This is a genomic window from Micromonospora yangpuensis (assembly GCF_900091615.1).
GTDB lineage: Bacteria > Actinomycetota > Actinomycetes > Mycobacteriales > Micromonosporaceae > Micromonospora > Micromonospora yangpuensis.
In genome coordinates this window covers 2,707,262-2,722,384 of sequence record NZ_FMIA01000002.1, presented here as the reverse complement: position 1 = coordinate 2,722,384, position 15,123 = coordinate 2,707,262, and the positions used below count along the sequence as shown (strand labels likewise).

17 protein-coding genes are annotated in these 15,123 nt (G+C 71.0%); 9 read left to right on the top strand and 8 right to left on the bottom strand.

Annotation, left to right across the window (positions count from 1 at the left end):
* Window positions 1-148 precede the first annotated feature (148 nt).
* From GA0070617_RS12425 to GA0070617_RS12390, 8 genes are all read left to right on the top strand, one after another.
* Entirely contained in the window at window positions 149-910 is a 762-nt protein-coding gene (locus GA0070617_RS12425) for a DeoR/GlpR family DNA-binding transcription regulator (RefSeq protein WP_217628791.1), read from the top strand.
* Window positions 911-971: 61 nt separating this feature from the next.
* A complete protein-coding gene (locus tag GA0070617_RS12420) occupies window positions 972-2,336 on the top strand; it encodes an ABC transporter substrate-binding protein (RefSeq protein WP_217628790.1) in 1,365 nt (454 codons plus the stop codon).
* Window positions 2,337-2,393: 57 nt separating this feature from the next.
* Entirely contained in the window at window positions 2,394-3,329 is a 936-nt protein-coding gene (locus GA0070617_RS12415) for a carbohydrate ABC transporter permease (RefSeq protein WP_091436658.1), read from the top strand.
* Window positions 3,326-4,204: a carbohydrate ABC transporter permease gene (locus GA0070617_RS12410; protein WP_091436657.1), complete on the top strand. Its 879-nt coding sequence runs from the start codon at window positions 3,326-3,328 to the stop codon at window positions 4,202-4,204. The genes GA0070617_RS12415 and GA0070617_RS12410 overlap by 4 nt, the downstream gene beginning before the upstream one ends.
* Entirely contained in the window at window positions 4,201-5,190 is a 990-nt protein-coding gene (locus GA0070617_RS12405; protein WP_091436656.1) for a zinc-dependent alcohol dehydrogenase family protein, read from the top strand. The genes GA0070617_RS12410 and GA0070617_RS12405 overlap by 4 nt, the downstream gene beginning before the upstream one ends.
* A gap of 166 nt (window positions 5,191-5,356) precedes the next feature.
* A complete protein-coding gene (locus tag GA0070617_RS12400) occupies window positions 5,357-6,220 on the top strand; it encodes an ABC transporter substrate-binding protein (protein WP_091436655.1) in 864 nt (287 codons plus the stop codon).
* The gene (locus tag GA0070617_RS12395) at window positions 6,217-7,062 is read left to right on the top strand and encodes an amino acid ABC transporter permease (protein ID WP_091436654.1); all 846 of its coding nucleotides are present in this window, start codon (window positions 6,217-6,219) and stop codon (window positions 7,060-7,062) included. The genes GA0070617_RS12400 and GA0070617_RS12395 overlap by 4 nt, the downstream gene beginning before the upstream one ends.
* A gap of 2 nt (window positions 7,063-7,064) precedes the next feature.
* Window positions 7,065-7,808 carry an amino acid ABC transporter ATP-binding protein gene (locus GA0070617_RS12390; protein WP_091436653.1) on the top strand — a complete coding sequence of 248 codons (744 nt, stop codon included), beginning with the start codon at window positions 7,065-7,067 and terminating at the stop codon, window positions 7,806-7,808.
* A 34-nt stretch (window positions 7,809-7,842) separates the two neighbouring features.
* Here GA0070617_RS12390 and GA0070617_RS12385 read toward each other — a convergent pair whose 3' ends face one another.
* Window positions 7,843-8,172, bottom strand: a complete 330-nt coding sequence (locus GA0070617_RS12385) for a helix-turn-helix domain-containing protein (RefSeq protein WP_091436652.1) — start codon at window positions 8,170-8,172, stop codon at window positions 7,843-7,845.
* Complete coding sequence (locus tag GA0070617_RS12380) at window positions 8,169-8,540, bottom strand: type II toxin-antitoxin system RelE/ParE family toxin (protein WP_091446307.1); 372 nt, start codon at window positions 8,538-8,540, stop codon at window positions 8,169-8,171. Before GA0070617_RS12380 ends, GA0070617_RS12385 begins: the two co-directional genes overlap by 4 nt.
* A gap of 119 nt (window positions 8,541-8,659) precedes the next feature.
* On the opposite strand from GA0070617_RS12380, the gene GA0070617_RS12375 reads away from it, so the two are divergent.
* Entirely contained in the window at window positions 8,660-9,238 is a 579-nt protein-coding gene (locus GA0070617_RS12375) for a nucleosidase (protein ID WP_091436651.1), read from the top strand.
* An 86-nt stretch (window positions 9,239-9,324) separates the two neighbouring features.
* Here GA0070617_RS12375 and GA0070617_RS12370 read toward each other — a convergent pair whose 3' ends face one another.
* The 6 genes from GA0070617_RS12370 to ribD form a co-directional block, all read right to left on the bottom strand.
* Window positions 9,325-10,725 (bottom strand): glycoside hydrolase family 62 protein, encoded by a 1,401-nt coding sequence (locus tag GA0070617_RS12370; RefSeq protein WP_091436650.1) that lies wholly within the window; start codon window positions 10,723-10,725, stop codon window positions 9,325-9,327.
* A 188-nt stretch (window positions 10,726-10,913) separates the two neighbouring features.
* A complete protein-coding gene (gene ribH, locus GA0070617_RS12365) occupies window positions 10,914-11,414 on the bottom strand; it encodes a 6,7-dimethyl-8-ribityllumazine synthase (RefSeq protein ID WP_091446305.1) in 501 nt (166 codons plus the stop codon).
* Between the two features lie 2 nt (window positions 11,415-11,416).
* Window positions 11,417-12,673, bottom strand: a complete 1,257-nt coding sequence (locus GA0070617_RS12360; protein ID WP_091446304.1) for a bifunctional 3,4-dihydroxy-2-butanone-4-phosphate synthase/GTP cyclohydrolase II — start codon at window positions 12,671-12,673, stop codon at window positions 11,417-11,419.
* Window positions 12,674-12,702: 29 nt separating this feature from the next.
* Complete coding sequence (gene pnuC / locus GA0070617_RS12355) at window positions 12,703-13,404, bottom strand: nicotinamide riboside transporter PnuC (protein WP_091436649.1); 702 nt, start codon at window positions 13,402-13,404, stop codon at window positions 12,703-12,705.
* Window positions 13,404-14,015 carry a riboflavin synthase gene (locus GA0070617_RS12350; protein WP_091436648.1) on the bottom strand — a complete coding sequence of 204 codons (612 nt, stop codon included), beginning with the start codon at window positions 14,013-14,015 and terminating at the stop codon, window positions 13,404-13,406. The genes pnuC and GA0070617_RS12350 overlap by 1 nt, the downstream gene beginning before the upstream one ends.
* A 1-nt stretch (window position 14,016) precedes the next feature.
* On the bottom strand, window positions 14,017-15,078 hold the full coding sequence (gene ribD, locus GA0070617_RS12345) for a bifunctional diaminohydroxyphosphoribosylaminopyrimidine deaminase/5-amino-6-(5-phosphoribosylamino)uracil reductase RibD (protein WP_091436647.1): 1,062 nt from the start codon (window positions 15,076-15,078) through the stop codon (window positions 14,017-14,019).
* Between the last annotated feature and the right edge of the window lie 45 nt (window positions 15,079-15,123).

Genomic DNA, 15,123 nt, shown 5'->3' with positions numbered 1-15,123 from the left:
ACGCACCATGCACGAAGTAGATCCGTTTTTATCCGCCCGATCGGGCCGACAACCGGGCAGCAAACCCACCAGATTCCCCGCACAACGATCGATGTTGCCCTCAGCGGCCGGTGTTACAAAAGAGACACCAGCCGACGGGAGGCGCAAAGTGGACGCAGCGCAACGCCGCCAGCACATCCTGTCGCTGGCCCGTCGACAGGGCGACGTCGACGTGCAGAAGCTCGCCGTCGACCTGGAGGTCGCACCGGAGACCATCCGCCGCGACCTGAGTCTGCTGGCCCAACAGGGGCTGGTCCGCCGCACGCACGGCGGGGCGTACCCGGTGGAGACCGCGCGCTTCGAGACGGCCCTGCAGAGCCGGACCACCCGGCTGACCGTGGAGAAGCGGCGGATCGCCACCGCCGCCGTGGAGCACCTCGGTGACGCCGAGTCGATCTTCATCGACGAGGGTTACACCCCGCAACTGGTAGCCGAGGCGCTGCCCACCCACCGCCCGCTGACCGTGGTGACCGCGTCCCTGCACACCGCGGCGACGCTCGCGGCCAGCCCGAGCGTCACCGTCCTGCTGCTGGGCGGCCGGGTCCGGGGCCGCACCCTGGCCACGGTCGACCAGTGGGCCACCACCATGCTCGCCAGCTTCGTCATCGACCTGGCCTTCGTCGGGGCCAACGGCATCTCCCGCAAACACGGGCTGACCACCCCCGACCCCGCCGTGGCGGCGGTCAAGGCCCAGGTGATGGCGGTGGCCCGCCGGGTGGTCTTCACCGGCGTGCACACCAAGTTCGGCGCGAGCAGTTTCTGCCGCTTCGGGGACGTCGCGGACCTCGACACCATCGTCACCGACACCGCCCTGCCGGCGTCCGAGGCCCACCGCTACTCGCTGCTCGGTCCGGTGGTCCTGCGCGTCTGAGCGCCGCCGACCGACCCGCCACCCGCACCATCCCACCCCACCCCACCAACGGAGGTTCGCTGTGCCCAGAACACGAACTCCCCGCCGATGGCGGAGCACACTCGCTGTCGCCCTCACGGTCGCGCTGGTCTCGACCGCCTGCTCCGGAGCCGGCGGCGGCTCGTCCGGCGACGACGACACCACGCTGACCGTGCTGATGGTCGGCAACCCGCAGATGGAGGACCTGGCCAAGGTCACCGCGGAGAACTTCACCAAGGACACCGGGATCACGGTGCGGTTCACGATCCTGCCGGAGAACGAACTTCGCGACAAGGTGACCCAGGACGTCGCCACCCAGGGCGGGCAGTACGACGTGGCCACGATCGGCGCGTACGAGGCACCCATCTGGGCGCAGAACGGCTGGCTGCACGAACTCAGCTCGTACGCCGACGCCGACGCCGGTTACGACAAGGGTGACCTGCTCGAACCGATGGTCGCCTCGCTGTCGGGCACCGACGGCAAGCTCTACGCCGCGCCGTTCTACGGCGAGTCGTCGTTCCTGATGTACAACAAGGACCTCTTCGCGGCCAAGGGGCTGACCATGCCCGAGCGGCCGACCTGGCAGCAGGTCGCCGGGTTCGCCGCCCAGCTCGACGACAAGCCGGCCGGCGTCGCCGGCATCTGCCTGCGTGGCCTGCCCGGCTGGGGTGAGCTGTTCGCGCCGCTGACCACCGTGGTCAACACCTTCGGCGGCACCTGGTTCGAGAAGGACTGGACGCCGAAGGTCAACGCCCCGGAGTTCACCGAGGCGACCAAGTTCTACGTCGACCTGCTGCGGGCGCACGGCCAACCGGGCGCGCCGCAGGCCGGCTTCACCGAGTGCCTGAACACGTTCGGCCAGGGCAAGGCCGCCATGTGGTACGACGCCACCGTCGCCGCCGGCACCCTGGAGGACCCGGCGTCCAGCGCGGTCGCCGGCAAGGTCGGCTACGCGTACGCGCCGGTCAACAGGACGGAGTCGTCGAGCTGGCTCTGGACCTGGGCGCTGGCGATGCCGAAGACCACCAAGAACGCCGAGGCCGCCTGGAAGTTCATCTCCTGGGCCACCGGCAAGGAGTACGAGAAGCTGATCGGTGGCTCGCTCGGGTGGCCCCGGGTACCCGCCGGCAAGCGGCAGTCCACGTACCAGATCCCGGAGTACCGGCAGTCGGCCCAGTCCTTCGCCGACATCACCCTGAAGTCCATCCAGGAGGCCGATCCGGTCAACCCGGGGGCGCAGCCCCGTCCCGCCCTCGGCGTGCAGTTCGTCGGCATCCCCGAGTTCGCCGACCTGGGCACCAAGGTCTCGCAGGAGGTCTCCGCCGCGATCGCCGGCCAGACCACCGTCGACAAGGCCCTGGCCGACGGCCAGCGACTGGCCGAGGGCGTCGCCGCCAGGCACCGGTAGCCGCGCGCCGGGGCCGGCCCGTCGGCCGGCCCCGGCCCTGTCCCGAGGTGGACCCCGATGACCACGACCGTCACCACCGGTGCGGACGCGACACCGCGCCGCACCGTTCCGCCCGCCCGTCGCCCCGGCCCGGCCCAACGCTGGTCCCGGCGGGCCCCGCTGCTGCCCGCCCTGATCTTCGCCATCGTGGTGACGCAGCTGCCGTTCCTGTTCACCATCTACCTGTCCACCCAGAGCTGGAACGCGTTGCGGCCGGGCAGCCGCGAGTTCGCCGGGCTGGCCAACTACGGTCAGGTGCTGACCGACGACCGGCTCCGCTCGGCCCTGCTGAACACGGTGATGCTCACCGCCTCGTCGGTGATCGTCTCGGTGCTGCTCGGGCTGGGCCTGGCACTCCTGCTCGACCGCCGGTTCCCCGGCCGGGGCATCGTGCGCACCCTGCTCATCACCCCGTTCCTGGTGATGCCGATGGCGGCGGCACTGCTGTGGAAGCACGCCATCTACAACCCGTCGTACGGCCTGATCAACGGAATCCTCGGGGGCAGCACCGACTGGGTCTCGGCGTACCCGATGACCTCGGTGGTGACCGCGCTGGTCTGGCAGTGGACCCCGTTCATGATGCTGATCATCCTGGCCGGGTTGCAGGGTCAGTCCACCGAGACGCTGGAGGCCGCCCGGGTCGACGGGGCCGGGGCCTGGCAGATCTTCACCCGGATCACCCTGCCCTACCTGCGGCCGTACCTGGAGCTGGGCGCCCTGCTCGGCTCGATCTACCTGGTGCAGACCTTCGACGCGGTCTTCACCATCACCCAGGGCGGCCCCGGCCGGGCCACCACCAACCTGCCGTACGAGATCTACCTGACCACCTTCCGCAAGTTCGAGTACGGCGAGGCCGCCGCGGCCGGTGTGGTGGCGGTGGTCGGCACCATCGTGGTGGCCACCTTCGCACTGCGGGTGATCTCCAGCCTGTTCCGGATGGAGGACGCCCGATGACCGTCACCCGTACCGGCGACAGCCGAGTCGCCGAGAGCCGTACCGTCCGGGCGCGCCGGCGCCGTACCGACCCGGCCGGGGCGCTCTGGACCACCCTGGCCTGGCTGGCCGGGCTGCTGTTCTTCCTGCCGGTGCTCTGGATGGTGCTGACCGGCTTCAAGCAGGAGGTCGACGCCGCCAGCAACCCGCCCACCTGGTTCTTCACCCCGGTGCTCGACGGCTACCGGCAGGTCTTCGACCGGGACATCACCCCGTACCTGCTCAACTCGATGACGGCCAGCGTGGTCTCCACCCTGCTGGTGCTGGTGCTGGCCACCCCGGCGGCGTACGCGCTGTCGATCCGGCCGGTCGAACGCTGGCGCGACGTGCTGTTCTTCTTCATCAGCACCAAGATGCTGCCGGTGGTCGCCGCGCTGCTGCCGATCTACCTGCTGGTCAAGCAGGTGGGCATGTTGGACAACATCTGGACCATGGTGGTGCTCTACACCGCCATGAACCTGCCGCTCGCGGTGTGGATGATGCGTTCGTTCCTGCTGGAGGTGCCGACGGCGCTGATCGAGGCGGCGGCGATGGACGGCGCCAGCCTGCTGGTCACCATCCGGCGGATCCTGCTGCCGATCGTCGCGCCCGGCCTGGCCGCCACCGCGCTGATCTGCTTCATCTTCAGCTGGAACGAGTTCTTCTTCGCGGTCAACCTGACCGCCACCCGGGCCGGCACCTCGCCGATCTTCCTGGTCGGCTTCATCACCTCCGAGGGGCTGTTCCTGGCCCGGCTCTGCGCGGCGGCGACCATCGTGTCGCTGCCGGTCGTGCTGGCCGGCTGGATCGCCCAGAAGCAACTGGTCAGAGGACTTTCAATGGGAGCCGTCAAGTGAAGGCAGCAGTCATCGTCACACCCGGGCAGATCAGCGTCGAGTCCGTGCCGGACCCCACGCCCGGCCCCCGCGACGTCGTCGTGCAGGTCGCCGGCAGCGGCATCTGCGGCACCGACCTGCACATCATGGACGGTGAGTTCGCGCCCGCGTACCCGATCGTGCCGGGCCACGAGTTCGCCGGCACGGTGGCCGCGGTCGGCCGGGACGTCACCGAGGTACGCGTCGGTGACCCGGTCGCGGTGGACCCGTCGCTGCACTGCATGGAGTGCTACCAGTGCCGGCGGGGCCGGGGCAACCTCTGCGAACGGTGGAACGCCATCGGGGTCACCGTCTCCGGCGGGGCCGCCGAGTACGCCCTGGCCCCGGTGCGCAACTGCGTCACCCTGCCGGAGTCGGTTGCACCTGCCGACGCCGCCCTGATCGAGCCGCTCTCCTGCGCGGTACGCGGCTTCGACGTGCTGCCCCGGCGGCTCGCCGACCACTACCTGATCTACGGCGCCGGCACCATGGGGCTGATGATGATGGAGCTGGCCAAGCGGTGCGGGGCGGCGACGGTGAGCATGGTGGACCTGAACGCCGACCGGCTGGCCACCGCGGTGCAGTTGGGTTGCACGGCCTCGGCGGCCAGCGCCGAGGAGCTGGACCGCCCGCGCGGCTGGGACGTGGTGATCGACTGCACGGGTGTCCAGGCGGCCATCGAGGACGGTCTCGGCCGGGTCGCCCCGGCCGGCACCTTCCTGCAGTTCGGCGTCTCCGAGTACCGGACCCGGGCCGGCATCGAGCCGTACCGGATCTACAACAAGGAGATCACCGTCACCGGGTCGATGGCGGTGCTGCACAGCTTCGAGCGGGCCGGCGACCTGTTCACCGCCGGGGTGATCGACCCGCAGGTGTTCATCAGCCACCGCTTCCCGCTGGACAGGTACGCCGAGGCGATGGCCCAGTTCCGGGCCGGCATCGGCCGCAAGATCCAGATCACCGGCTGACGGTCCCGGTCAGCCGGCGGTCCCACCGCCGGCCCGTCGTCGAGCCGTCGACGGCGGGCCGGCCCCCGGCCGTCCGACATATCGACGGATCACCGGTTCGGCGTTTCCCACCAACATGGTGGGAAGATCGTCGACGACATCGAGGGATGCCTCTACGCTGTCGGCCATGGCCCGCACCCCACGAACAGTCGCGCTGACCCTCGCCGGTGCCGTCGTCCTCTCGGTGACCGCCTGCTCCCCGCAGCAGCCCACCGGCACTCCCGGCCCCGCCGCCTCCGCGTCGTGCACCAAGGAGAACCTGGCGACCCGTACCCCCGGCAAGCTCACCATCGCCACCGACCAGCCGGCGTACCCGCCGTGGTTCGTCGACGACAAGCCCGACAGCGGCGAGGGCTTCGAGTCCGCCGTGGCCTACGCGGTGGCTGCGAAACTCGGGTACGCCCGCGAGGACGTCACCTGGACCCGGGTCAAGTTCGACAGCGCCATCGCGCCGGGGCCCAAGGAGTTCGACTTCGACATCAACCAGTTCTCCATCACCGAGGAGCGCAAGCAGGCGGTCGACTTCTCCGCACCGTACTACCTGGTCCGGCAGACCGTGATCGCGCTGAAGTCCTCCAAGATCGCCGGCAAGCGGTCGCTGGCCGACCTCAAGAACGCCAAACTCGGCGCCCAGGTCGGCACCACCAGCTACCAGGCGATCACCGACCTGATCCAGCCGAAGGTCAGGCCGCTTGTCTACAACAGCAACGACGACGCCAAGAAGGCCCTGCAGAACGGCCAGCTCGACGGGCTGGTGGTCGACCTGCCCACGGCGTTCTACATCACCGGCACGGAGATCAAGGACGCGGTGGTCGTCGGGCAACTGCCCCAGGTCGGCTCCCCCGAGGTCTTCGGCCTGCTGCTGGACCGTGACTCGCCGCTGACCGGCTGTGTCAGCGGGGCCGTCGGGCAGCTCACCAACGAGGGCTTCCTCAAGCAGCTGGAACAGCGGTGGCTCACCGAGGAGGCCGGGGCACCCGACATCACATGAGCGACGTGACCCACCTGCCGTCGCCTGCCCAGCGGGCCCGCGACGCGTACCGGCGTCGGCAGAGCGTGCTCAGCGTGCTGGTCGCCGCCGCCTCCACGGCGGCGATCGGCACGCTGCTGGCGGTCGCGGTCACCGGCGCGCCCGGCTGGCCGCGGGTACGCGAGTCGTTCCTGGACCCGACGATCGCCCGCGACGCGTTGCCGGCGGTGCTCACCGGGCTCTGGCTCAACGTCCGGCTGCTGGTCTGCTGTGCCCTCGGCGCGCTCGGACTCGGGCTGCTCGTCGCGGTCCTGCGCACCCTGCGCGGCCCGGTGCTCTTCCCGGTCCGAGCCCTGGCCGCCGGCTACACGTACACCTTCCGGGGCCTGCCGTTGATCATCGTGCTCTACCTGCTCACCCTCGGCGCACCCGGTCTGCGGTTGCAGGGCATGCCGCCGGTGCTGGTGCTCGGCGGGCTGGCCCTGGTGCTCACCTACGGCGGGTACCTGGCCGAGGTGTTCCGCGCCGGCATCGAGTCGGTGCACCCGAGCCAACTCGCCGCGGCCCGCTCGCTGGGGCTGACCCACCGGCAGACCATGCGGCACGTGGTGCTGCCGCAGGCCGTCCGCCGGGTCGCGCCGCCGCTGCTCAACGACGTGGTCGCGCTGCAGAAGGACGTCGGGCTGGTCAGTCTGGCCGGCCCGATCGACGCGGTACGCGCCGCGCAGATCGCCACCGCCCAGACCTTCAACTACACCCCGTACGTCGTGGCCGGGGTGCTCTTCGTCCTGCTCGCCGTCCCGCTGATCGCGGTCACCGACCGGGTGACCCTGCGGGCCGCCCGCCGCCAGTCCGGAGGTTGACCGTGGCGTTGTTGCGGTGTCGAGGGCTACGCAAGGTCTTCGGCGGGCAGGTCGTCCTCGACCAGCTCGACCTGACCGTGGCCGAACACGAGGTGGTGGCGCTGATCGGGGCCTCCGGTTCGGGCAAGTCGACCCTGCTGCGCTGCGTCAACCTGCTGGACGACCTCGACGACGGCACCATCGAGCTGGACGGCGAGGAGATCTCCGCCCCCGGCGTCGACCCCGACCGGGTACGCCGCCGCATCGGCCTGGTCTTCCAGGCGTACAACCTCTTTCCGCACCTGAGCGTGCTGGACAACGTCACGCTCGCCCCGCGCCGGGTGCACGGCCGCAGCCGGGCGCAGGCGGAGGCGCACGCCCGGGAACTGCTCGACCGGGTGGGGTTGGGTGACCGGGCCGGGGCGTACCCGGACCGGCTCTCCGGCGGCCAGCAGCAGCGGGTGGCGATCGTCCGGGCGCTGGCCAACAACCCCCGGCTGCTTCTGCTCGACGAGGTCACCTCGGCGCTGGACCCGGAGCTGGTCGGCGAGGTGTTGGCCCTGATCCGCGACCTCAAGGCCGACGGCACGACGATGGTGCTGGCCACCCACGAGATGACCTTCGCCCGCGACGTCGCCGACCAGGTCTGTTTCCTGGACGGCGGCCGGGTGATCGAGACCGGAGCGCCGCAGCAGCTCTTCGGCGCCCCGACCCAACCCCGCACCCGCCAGTTCCTGGCCCGCATCATCGAAGCCGGCCGCCTCTGACCGTGACCGGCCGTTCCCGGCGTGCCGACCTGCGTCAGGCGACCCGCAGCGTGATCGGCCCTCGCGACACGACGATCGAAACCTCGGCACCAAGTGCCTCCGCGTACGCACGGAGAGTGTCCAGACTGTCGACCTGACCGTGCTCGATCTGCGAGATCCGCGCCTGGCTCACACCAAGGGAAACCGCCACCTCCGCCTGGGTCAGACCAACGGACTTACGCATTTCGGCCAGCTCGTGTCCACGGATGCGGCCGAGATTCTCGGCACGGATCTTCTCGCGATCAGCCTCGGCCTCAGCACCGACCAACCAAGGGTGCCGAGCCATCGCCTCAGCCTTCACGTCGTTCCATCGGCGGCCAGTCATGACGCCTCCTCGTTCTTGCGATCAACCAGATACTGCTCGTAACGCCGCTCCGCGACCGGGATGTTCTCCCGGTACCAGCGGTTCCACTGACCGGCCTTGTCCCCAGCGACCAACACGACCGCTTCCCGCTCGGGATCGAACATGAACAGTAATCGGATTTCTGACCGGCCGGTCGATCCCGGCCTCAACTCCTTCAGGTTATGCAACCGGCTGCCCTGAATCCGGTCGACCATCGGACGGCCGAGACCGGGCCCAGCCTCCGCCAACATCTCGACGGCCTCGAAGACGCGATTCGCGGTCAAGGCATCCCGTTCACAGAGATCCAGGAACCAGTCCTCGACTGGAGAGAGCAAGACGACCTGCCACATAGCGATACTATAAATCACAGCTTATGCCTGACGGAGTCACACGACTACCTCGGCGGACGAGGCTGGTCGAGCCGAGAGGGGTGGCTCCTGGCGAGAGCGGGTCCGGCTACCATCGCGCGATGGATCTACGCGGAACGATCAGCCCGCACCGTCCGCTGCTCGTCCTGGCCCTCGCCGAGGAGGCCGTTCATCTCGACGCCGACCTACCGGTCCTGCTCACCGGGATGGGTAAGGTCAATGCGACGCTCGCCCTGGCCAGCACGCTCGCCCGGGGTCCGCTGCCCGCCTCGGTGGTCAACCTCGGCACGGCCGGCGCGCTGCGTCCCGGCTACCACGGCGTCCACGAGGTGAGCAGCGTACGCCAGCACGACCTCGACACCGACTTCCTCCGGACGCTTACCGGGCAGACCGTCGGCGCACCGCTGGCCCTGGCCGGTACCGGGCCGGTGCTGGCCACCGGGGACCAGTTCGTCGCCGACGACGACGCCCGGGACCGGCTGGCCCGGCACGCCGATCTGGTGGACATGGAGGGCTACGCCCTGGCCGCCACCGCACAGCACTTCGGGGTGCCGGTCCGGCTGGTCAAGCAGGTGAGTGACGCCGCCGGCGACGGCGCGGAGCGGACCTGGCAGGAGTCCGTCGACGCCTGCGCCCGCCTGCTGGCGCAGTGGACCCGGGAGCACCTCCGTCATACGTGACGGCGGGCTCGGTCTGGTACCGAGCCCGCCGCTCTCACGGTGGGCACACCCCCTCCTGCCACTTGCCGGAGTGGGTCCCCCGGTGTCTAGCGGCGCAGGGTCAGCAGACCCGGCCGGTACGGCAGCAGCCCGTAGTCGCCGCCGGAGTTCGGGTCCCGGCCCTGGTAGAGCAGCTGCAGGTTGCAGGGGTCGATGGTCATGGTCTGGTCGGCGCTGGTCCGGATCAGCTCGCCGTGGCTGATGTCGCTGGTCCAGGTGGCGCCGCTGTTGGCCTTGCCGGCGAACGGGTTGCTCTCGGTGGCCGCCTGCGGCGTCCACGTACCACCCAGGCTGGTGGCGGTGAACGACCGGAAGTACCGACCCTGCGCACCGATCGCCTCGACGATCATGAGGTACCGGTTCTCACCCTGGAGCTTGTAGACCTGCACCGCCTCGAAGAGGTTGTTCGTGGTGTCGGTCATGATCGTGGTGTAGTTCGTACCGAAGCTGCCCGGGAAGTTGCCGATCGGCATGCTGGCCCGGTAGATCCGCCCGTTGTCACCGGCGAAGAACAGGTACATGTTCTGCCCGTCACCGATGAGCGCCTGGTCGATCGGCCCGGTGCCGGAGTTGGAGATGCTGCCGGAGAAGAGCGTCTGCGCCGGCCCCCAGCCGTTGGCGTTGGTGGGGTCGTTCGAGGTCCGGTAGGAGAACGCCGGCCCACCCCACTGGTACGCCAGCACCCAGATGTTCTTCGGGGCGAAGTAGAACAGCGACGGGGCGACGGTGCCCGAGTTCATCGTGTTCTGGCTGGCCGAGCCCATGTCGGACCAGTTGCTGAAGAGGCCGAAGTTCATCGAGCCCCAGCGCGTGCCGTTGTCGTGCGTGGTGGCGTAGACCAGGTGCCGACCGTTGTACGGCACGGTGGTGAAGTCCTTCAGCGACACCCATCCGGACTTCGGCTGCGCCAGCGGACCGGTCGACGACCAGCGGTACGTCGACGGCAGGGCGCAGTTGGTGGGCGGCGGGGTGGTCGGCGGCGTGGTGGGTGGGGTGGTGGGCGGCGTGGTCGGCGGGTTGGTCGGGGCCACGCCGCCGGTGCAGGTCACGCCGTTCAACGCGAAGCTCGCCGGCACCGGGTTGCTGCCGGTCCACGAGCCGTTGAAGCCGAACGACACGCTGGCGTTGGCCCCGATCGCCCCGTTGTAGCTGACGTTCTTCGCGGTGACCGCCGAGCCGCTCTGCGTCACCGTGGCGTTCCACGCCTGGGTGACCGCCTGTCCGGCACCGAACGACCAGGTGAGCGTCCAGCTGCTCACCGGGTCACCGAGGTTGGTGACCGCCACGTTGGCACCGAATCCGCCGCCCCACTGTGACGACACCGTGTAGTTGACCGAACAGCCCGCAGCTGCCGCGCCGGCCGGCAGCGCCACGACGACCGCCGCGGCCGGCACCAGCAACGCGACGGCCGACGCCAGGCCGACATTCGCCGGTCTCAATTTGATCATGAAGCACCCTCCTGACGGATGACGGCCGGCACAGTCGGACAATCGCCGTTGTGTGAGCGTTAACAGCCGTGTCAGGCATGTTACGGGAGCGCTCCCAATCCATCAACCTCGATGAGTGAACCGCTCGGCGGAGGTGCGTTCGCGGGCCGGGTGAGCAGCACCGGAGAAACGCCGCCGACCGCGGGAGGTCAGCCGCCGAAGCCCACCCGCTGGCCGGTGGCCGCGTCCAGACCCCGGATCGCCAGCGCCGCGTCCAGCGCCGCCACCGTCGCCGACCAGCCCTTGTCCTCGGCCGAGCCGGGCAGCCCGGCCCGGTCCCGGGCCTGCTCGATGGTGTCCACGGTGAGCACCCCGTGGGCCACCGGCTTGCCCTCGTCCAGCGCGATCCGGGTCAGACCGTCGGTGACCGACCGGCAGACGTAGTCGAAGTGCGCGGTCGAGCCGCGTACCACCACGCCCAGGGCGACCACGACGTCACAGCGCCGGGCCAGCGCCTGCGCGACGACCGGCAGCTCCACCGAGCCGGCCACCCGGGCCACCACCGGGCGGGCGCCGCAGGCCCGCGCGGCGGCCACCGCCCGGTCGAGCATGTGGTCGGTCAACTGGCCGTGCCACCGCGCGGCGACCACGCCGACGGTCAGGCCCGCGGCGTCGATCGCGTCCACCCCGGGCTCCCCGAAGCCTGCCATGATCATGCTCCGATCTCGTCGCCGACCGTCACGCGGTCGGCTGGTGGGTCGTCAAGTCCGTCGAGCAGGTGTCCCATCCGGTCCCGCTTGGTACGCAGGTAGCGGACGTTCTCCGGGTGCGGCCGGACGGGCACCCCCTCGCGGCCGAGGATGGTCAGGCCGTAGCCCTCCAGGCCGGCCCGCTTGGCGGGGTTGTTGGTCAGCAGCCGCATCGAGCGCACGCCCAGGTCGTAGAGGATCTGCGCGCCGGTGCCGTAGTCCCGGGCGTCGGCCGGCAGGCCGAGGTCGAGGTTGGCGTCGACGGTGTCGCGGCCGGTGTCCTGCAACTGGTAGGCCTGCAGCTTGTGCAGCAGCCCGATCCCCCGCCCCTCGTGGCCCCGGACGTAGAGGACCACGCCCCGCCCCTCGGCGGCGACCCGGGCCAGCGCGGCGTCCAGCTGTGGGCCGCAGTCACAGCGCAACGAGCCGAAGACGTCACCGGTCAGGCACTCGGAGTGCACCCGGACCAGCACGTCGTGTCCGTCGCCGAGGTCACCCATGACCAGGGCGACGTGCTCGGCGGGGTCGTGCGCGGTGCGGTAACCCAGGGCCCGGAACACCCCGTGCGGGGTCGGCATCCGGGCCTCCGCGGCCAGCTCCACCTGCTTCTCGGTACGCCGCCGGTAGGCGATCAGGTCGGCGATGCTGATCAGGGTCAGCGAGTGCTCGGCGCAGAACTTCTCCAGCTCCGGCAGACGCATCATGGTGCCGTCGTCGTTGACCAGCTCGCAGAGCACCCCGGCCGGACGCAGCCCGGCCAGCCGGGTCAGGTCCACGGCCGCCTCGGTGTGCCCGGGACGGCGCAGCACCCCGCCGGGACGGGCGCGCAGCGGCACCACGTGCCCGGGGCGGGCCAGGTCGGTCGGGCCGGTCGCCGGGTCGGCGAGCAGCCGGATGGTGTGCGCCCGGTCGGCGGCGGAGATGCCGGTGTCGACGCCCTCGCGGGCGTCCACGGTCACCGTGTAGGCGGTGCCCCGCCGGTCCTGGTTGGTGTGGTGCATGGGCGGCAGGTCCAGCCGGTCGGCCTCCGCCTCGGTGATCGGGACGCAGACGTAGCCGGAGGTCCAGCGGACCATGAAGGCCAGCAACTGCGGCGTGGCCAGCTCGGCGGCGAAGATCAGATCGCCCTCGTTCTCCCGGTCGGCGTCGTCGACCACGACCACCGGCCGGCCGGCGGCGATCTCCGCCAGCGCCTGTTCGATGCTGCCGAACGCGCTGATGCCGGCAGCACCGTCCGTGGGTTGCTCGTTCATGCGACAGCCTCCGAGTAGGTCGAGCCGAGCGCCGGTGCGTGCCGGGCGGACAGCGCCCGGGAGGTCCGCCACCAGGTGGCCAGACCCGCGACGCAGAAGCCCCCGTAGAGCAGGTACATCGCCGCCGAGGGGTAGAAGCCGCCGCGCAGCAGTAACGGCACGCCGACCGCGTCGACGGCGATCCAGATCAGCCAGAAGTCGACCCAGCCCCGGGCCATGCCGTAGGTGGCCAGCAGGCTGCCGACCAGGATCCAGGCGTCGGGCAGCGGCCCCCAGGAGCCGAGCGCGGCGAGCACCGGGTACGCCACCGCAGTGCCGAGGACGGCGACGACCAGCAGCCCGAGCCGCTCCCGACCGGTGGCCCAGCGGGGGGTCACCGCCGCGCCATGCGGCGCGGTGCCCGAGCGACGGGTCCGCGACCAGCGCCACCAGCCGTAGAGGCTGACCGCGAAGAAGAAGACCTGTCGGCCGGCCTGGCCGTAGAGGTCGTGGGCCTGTGGCGTGGCGAAGACGCCGCCGAGGAAGACGGTGAGCAGCAACGCGTTGCCGACCATGCCTACCGGCCAGGCCCAGACCACCCGGCGCAGGCCGAGCAGCGCCGAGGCGAGCCCGAAGCCGTTGCCGACGATCTCGCGGACCAGCACCGGCGCGCCGGCCACGACCAGCTCGGCGTGCAGTAGCCAGCTCAGCGGGTCCATCACCGCTCACCCGCGTCCGGGCGGGCGCCCAGGAGCCGTTCGACGTACTTGGCCAGCACGTCGACCTCCAGGTTGACCGGGTCGCCGACGCCTCGGGCGCCGAGCGTGGTCAGCTTGAGGGTGGTGGGGATGAGCCCGACGGTGAACCAGTCCGGGCCGACCGCGGCGACGGTCAGCGACACCCCGTCGACGGTGATCGAACCCTTCTCCACCACGTACCGGCTCAGGGCGTCGGGGAGCCGGAAGCGGACCGTCTCCCACTGCTCGGCGGGCTCCCGGGCGAGCACCTCGCCGACGCCGTCGACGTGGCCCTGGACCAGGTGCCCGCCGAGCCGGCTGCCGAGCGTCGCGGCCCGTTCCAGGTTGACCGGGTCACCGGGGCGCAGCGCGCCGAGGGCGGAGCGGCGCAGCGTCTCGCCCATCACGTCGGCGGTAAAGACGTCGCCGTCGACGTCGACCACGGTCAGACAGACCCCGTTGACGGCGATCGAGTCGCCGTGCCGGGCGTCGGCGGTGACCACCGGGCCACGCAGGGCGAACAGCGACGAGTCGCCGCCCGTCCCGGTCACCCGGACGACCTCACCGAGTTCCTCGACGATGCCGGTGAACATGTCAGCCCTCCCTCTTGCGGGGTACTGCGGTGATCCTCAGGTCCGGACCGAACTGCGTCACGTCGGTCACGTCCAGGTCGATGGCTTCGGTGATGGTGTGCACCCCGGCGTCGACAAGCGCGGTCGGGCCGGCGCCGAGCAGCCGGGGTGCGAGGTAGGCGACCACCCGGTCGACCAGACCGGCGGCGAGGAACGCGCCGGCCAGCCGGGGGCCGCCCTCCAGCAACGCCGCCCGGATGCCCCTGGTGTGCAGGGCGTCGAGCAGCGCCGCGAGGTCCACCCGGCCGGCCGGGTCGACCCCGACCTCCGCACCGGTGGCGATCCACGTCCGGGCGGCACCGTCGCGGACCTGGGCGTCGGCCGGGGTACGCCCCGAGGAGTCCACCACCACCCTTAGCGGCTGGCGGATGGCCAGGCTGCCGTCGCGCAGGTTACGGGCGGTGAGCCGGGGATCGTCGGCCAGCACGGTGCCGATCCCGGCGATCACCGCGTCGACCGTGGCGCGCAGGGCGTGCACGTCCATGCGGGCCGCCTCGGAGGTGATCCACATGCTGGTGCCGTCGGCCGCCGCCGACCGCCCGTCGAGGGTCGCCGCGTACTTCCAGATCACGTACGGCCGGCCCCGGCGAATCGAGGTGAGCCAGGCGATGTTGCCGGCTTCGGCCTCGTCGGCGCGTACTCCGAGATCCACCCGGATGCCGGCGGCGCGCAACGTGTCGGCGCCGCCCTTGGCCACCGGATCGGGGTCCTCCACCGCGATCACCACCCGGGCGAGGCCGGCGGAGACCAGGGCGGTGCTGCAGGGGCCGGTGCGGCCGGTGTGGTTGCAGGGTTCCAGGGTGATCACCGCGGTGCCGCCGCGGGCGCGCTCGCCGGCCTGGGCCAGCGCGACGATCTCCGCGTGCGGGCCGCCGGCGTAGGCGTGGAAGCCCTCGCCGACGACCTGACCGTCGGCGTCCAGCAGCACGCAGCCGACCACCGGGTTGGGGCTGGTGGTGCCGAGCCCCCGCGCGGCCAGTTCGTTCGCGCGACGCATCGCCTCGTCGACGGAGACGCCGGTCATCGTCTGCCTGCCCTCTCACTCGCCGGTCGCGCGCAGGCGGTGGAG

Bases quoted from the DNA above. Each gene is read 5' to 3' on its own strand.
- GA0070617_RS12415 (WP_091436658.1), top strand. From the start codon at position 2,394: ATGACCACGACCGTCACCACCGGTGCGGACGCGACACCGCGCCGCACC.
- GA0070617_RS12395 (WP_091436654.1), top strand. From the start codon at position 6,217: ATGAGCGACGTGACCCACCTGCCGTCGCCTGCCCAGCGGGCCCGCGAC.
- GA0070617_RS12380 (WP_091446307.1), bottom strand. From the start codon at position 8,540: ATGTGGCAGGTCGTCTTGCTCTCTCCAGTCGAGGACTGGTTCCTGGAT.
- GA0070617_RS12400 (WP_091436655.1), top strand. From the start codon at position 5,357: ATGGCCCGCACCCCACGAACAGTCGCGCTGACCCTCGCCGGTGCCGTC.
- GA0070617_RS12370 (WP_091436650.1), bottom strand. From the start codon at position 10,725: ATGATCAAATTGAGACCGGCGAATGTCGGCCTGGCGTCGGCCGTCGCG.
- GA0070617_RS12410 (WP_091436657.1), top strand. From the start codon at position 3,326: ATGACCGTCACCCGTACCGGCGACAGCCGAGTCGCCGAGAGCCGTACC.
- pnuC (WP_091436649.1), bottom strand. From the start codon at position 13,404: ATGGACCCGCTGAGCTGGCTACTGCACGCCGAGCTGGTCGTGGCCGGC.
- GA0070617_RS12350 (WP_091436648.1), bottom strand. From the start codon at position 14,015: ATGTTCACCGGCATCGTCGAGGAACTCGGTGAGGTCGTCCGGGTGACC.
- GA0070617_RS12385 (WP_091436652.1), bottom strand. From the start codon at position 8,172: ATGACTGGCCGCCGATGGAACGACGTGAAGGCTGAGGCGATGGCTCGG.
- ribH (WP_091446305.1), bottom strand. From the start codon at position 11,414: ATGGCAGGCTTCGGGGAGCCCGGGGTGGACGCGATCGACGCCGCGGGC.
- GA0070617_RS12375 (WP_091436651.1), top strand. From the start codon at position 8,660: ATGGATCTACGCGGAACGATCAGCCCGCACCGTCCGCTGCTCGTCCTG.
- ribD (WP_091436647.1), bottom strand. From the start codon at position 15,078: ATGACCGGCGTCTCCGTCGACGAGGCGATGCGTCGCGCGAACGAACTG.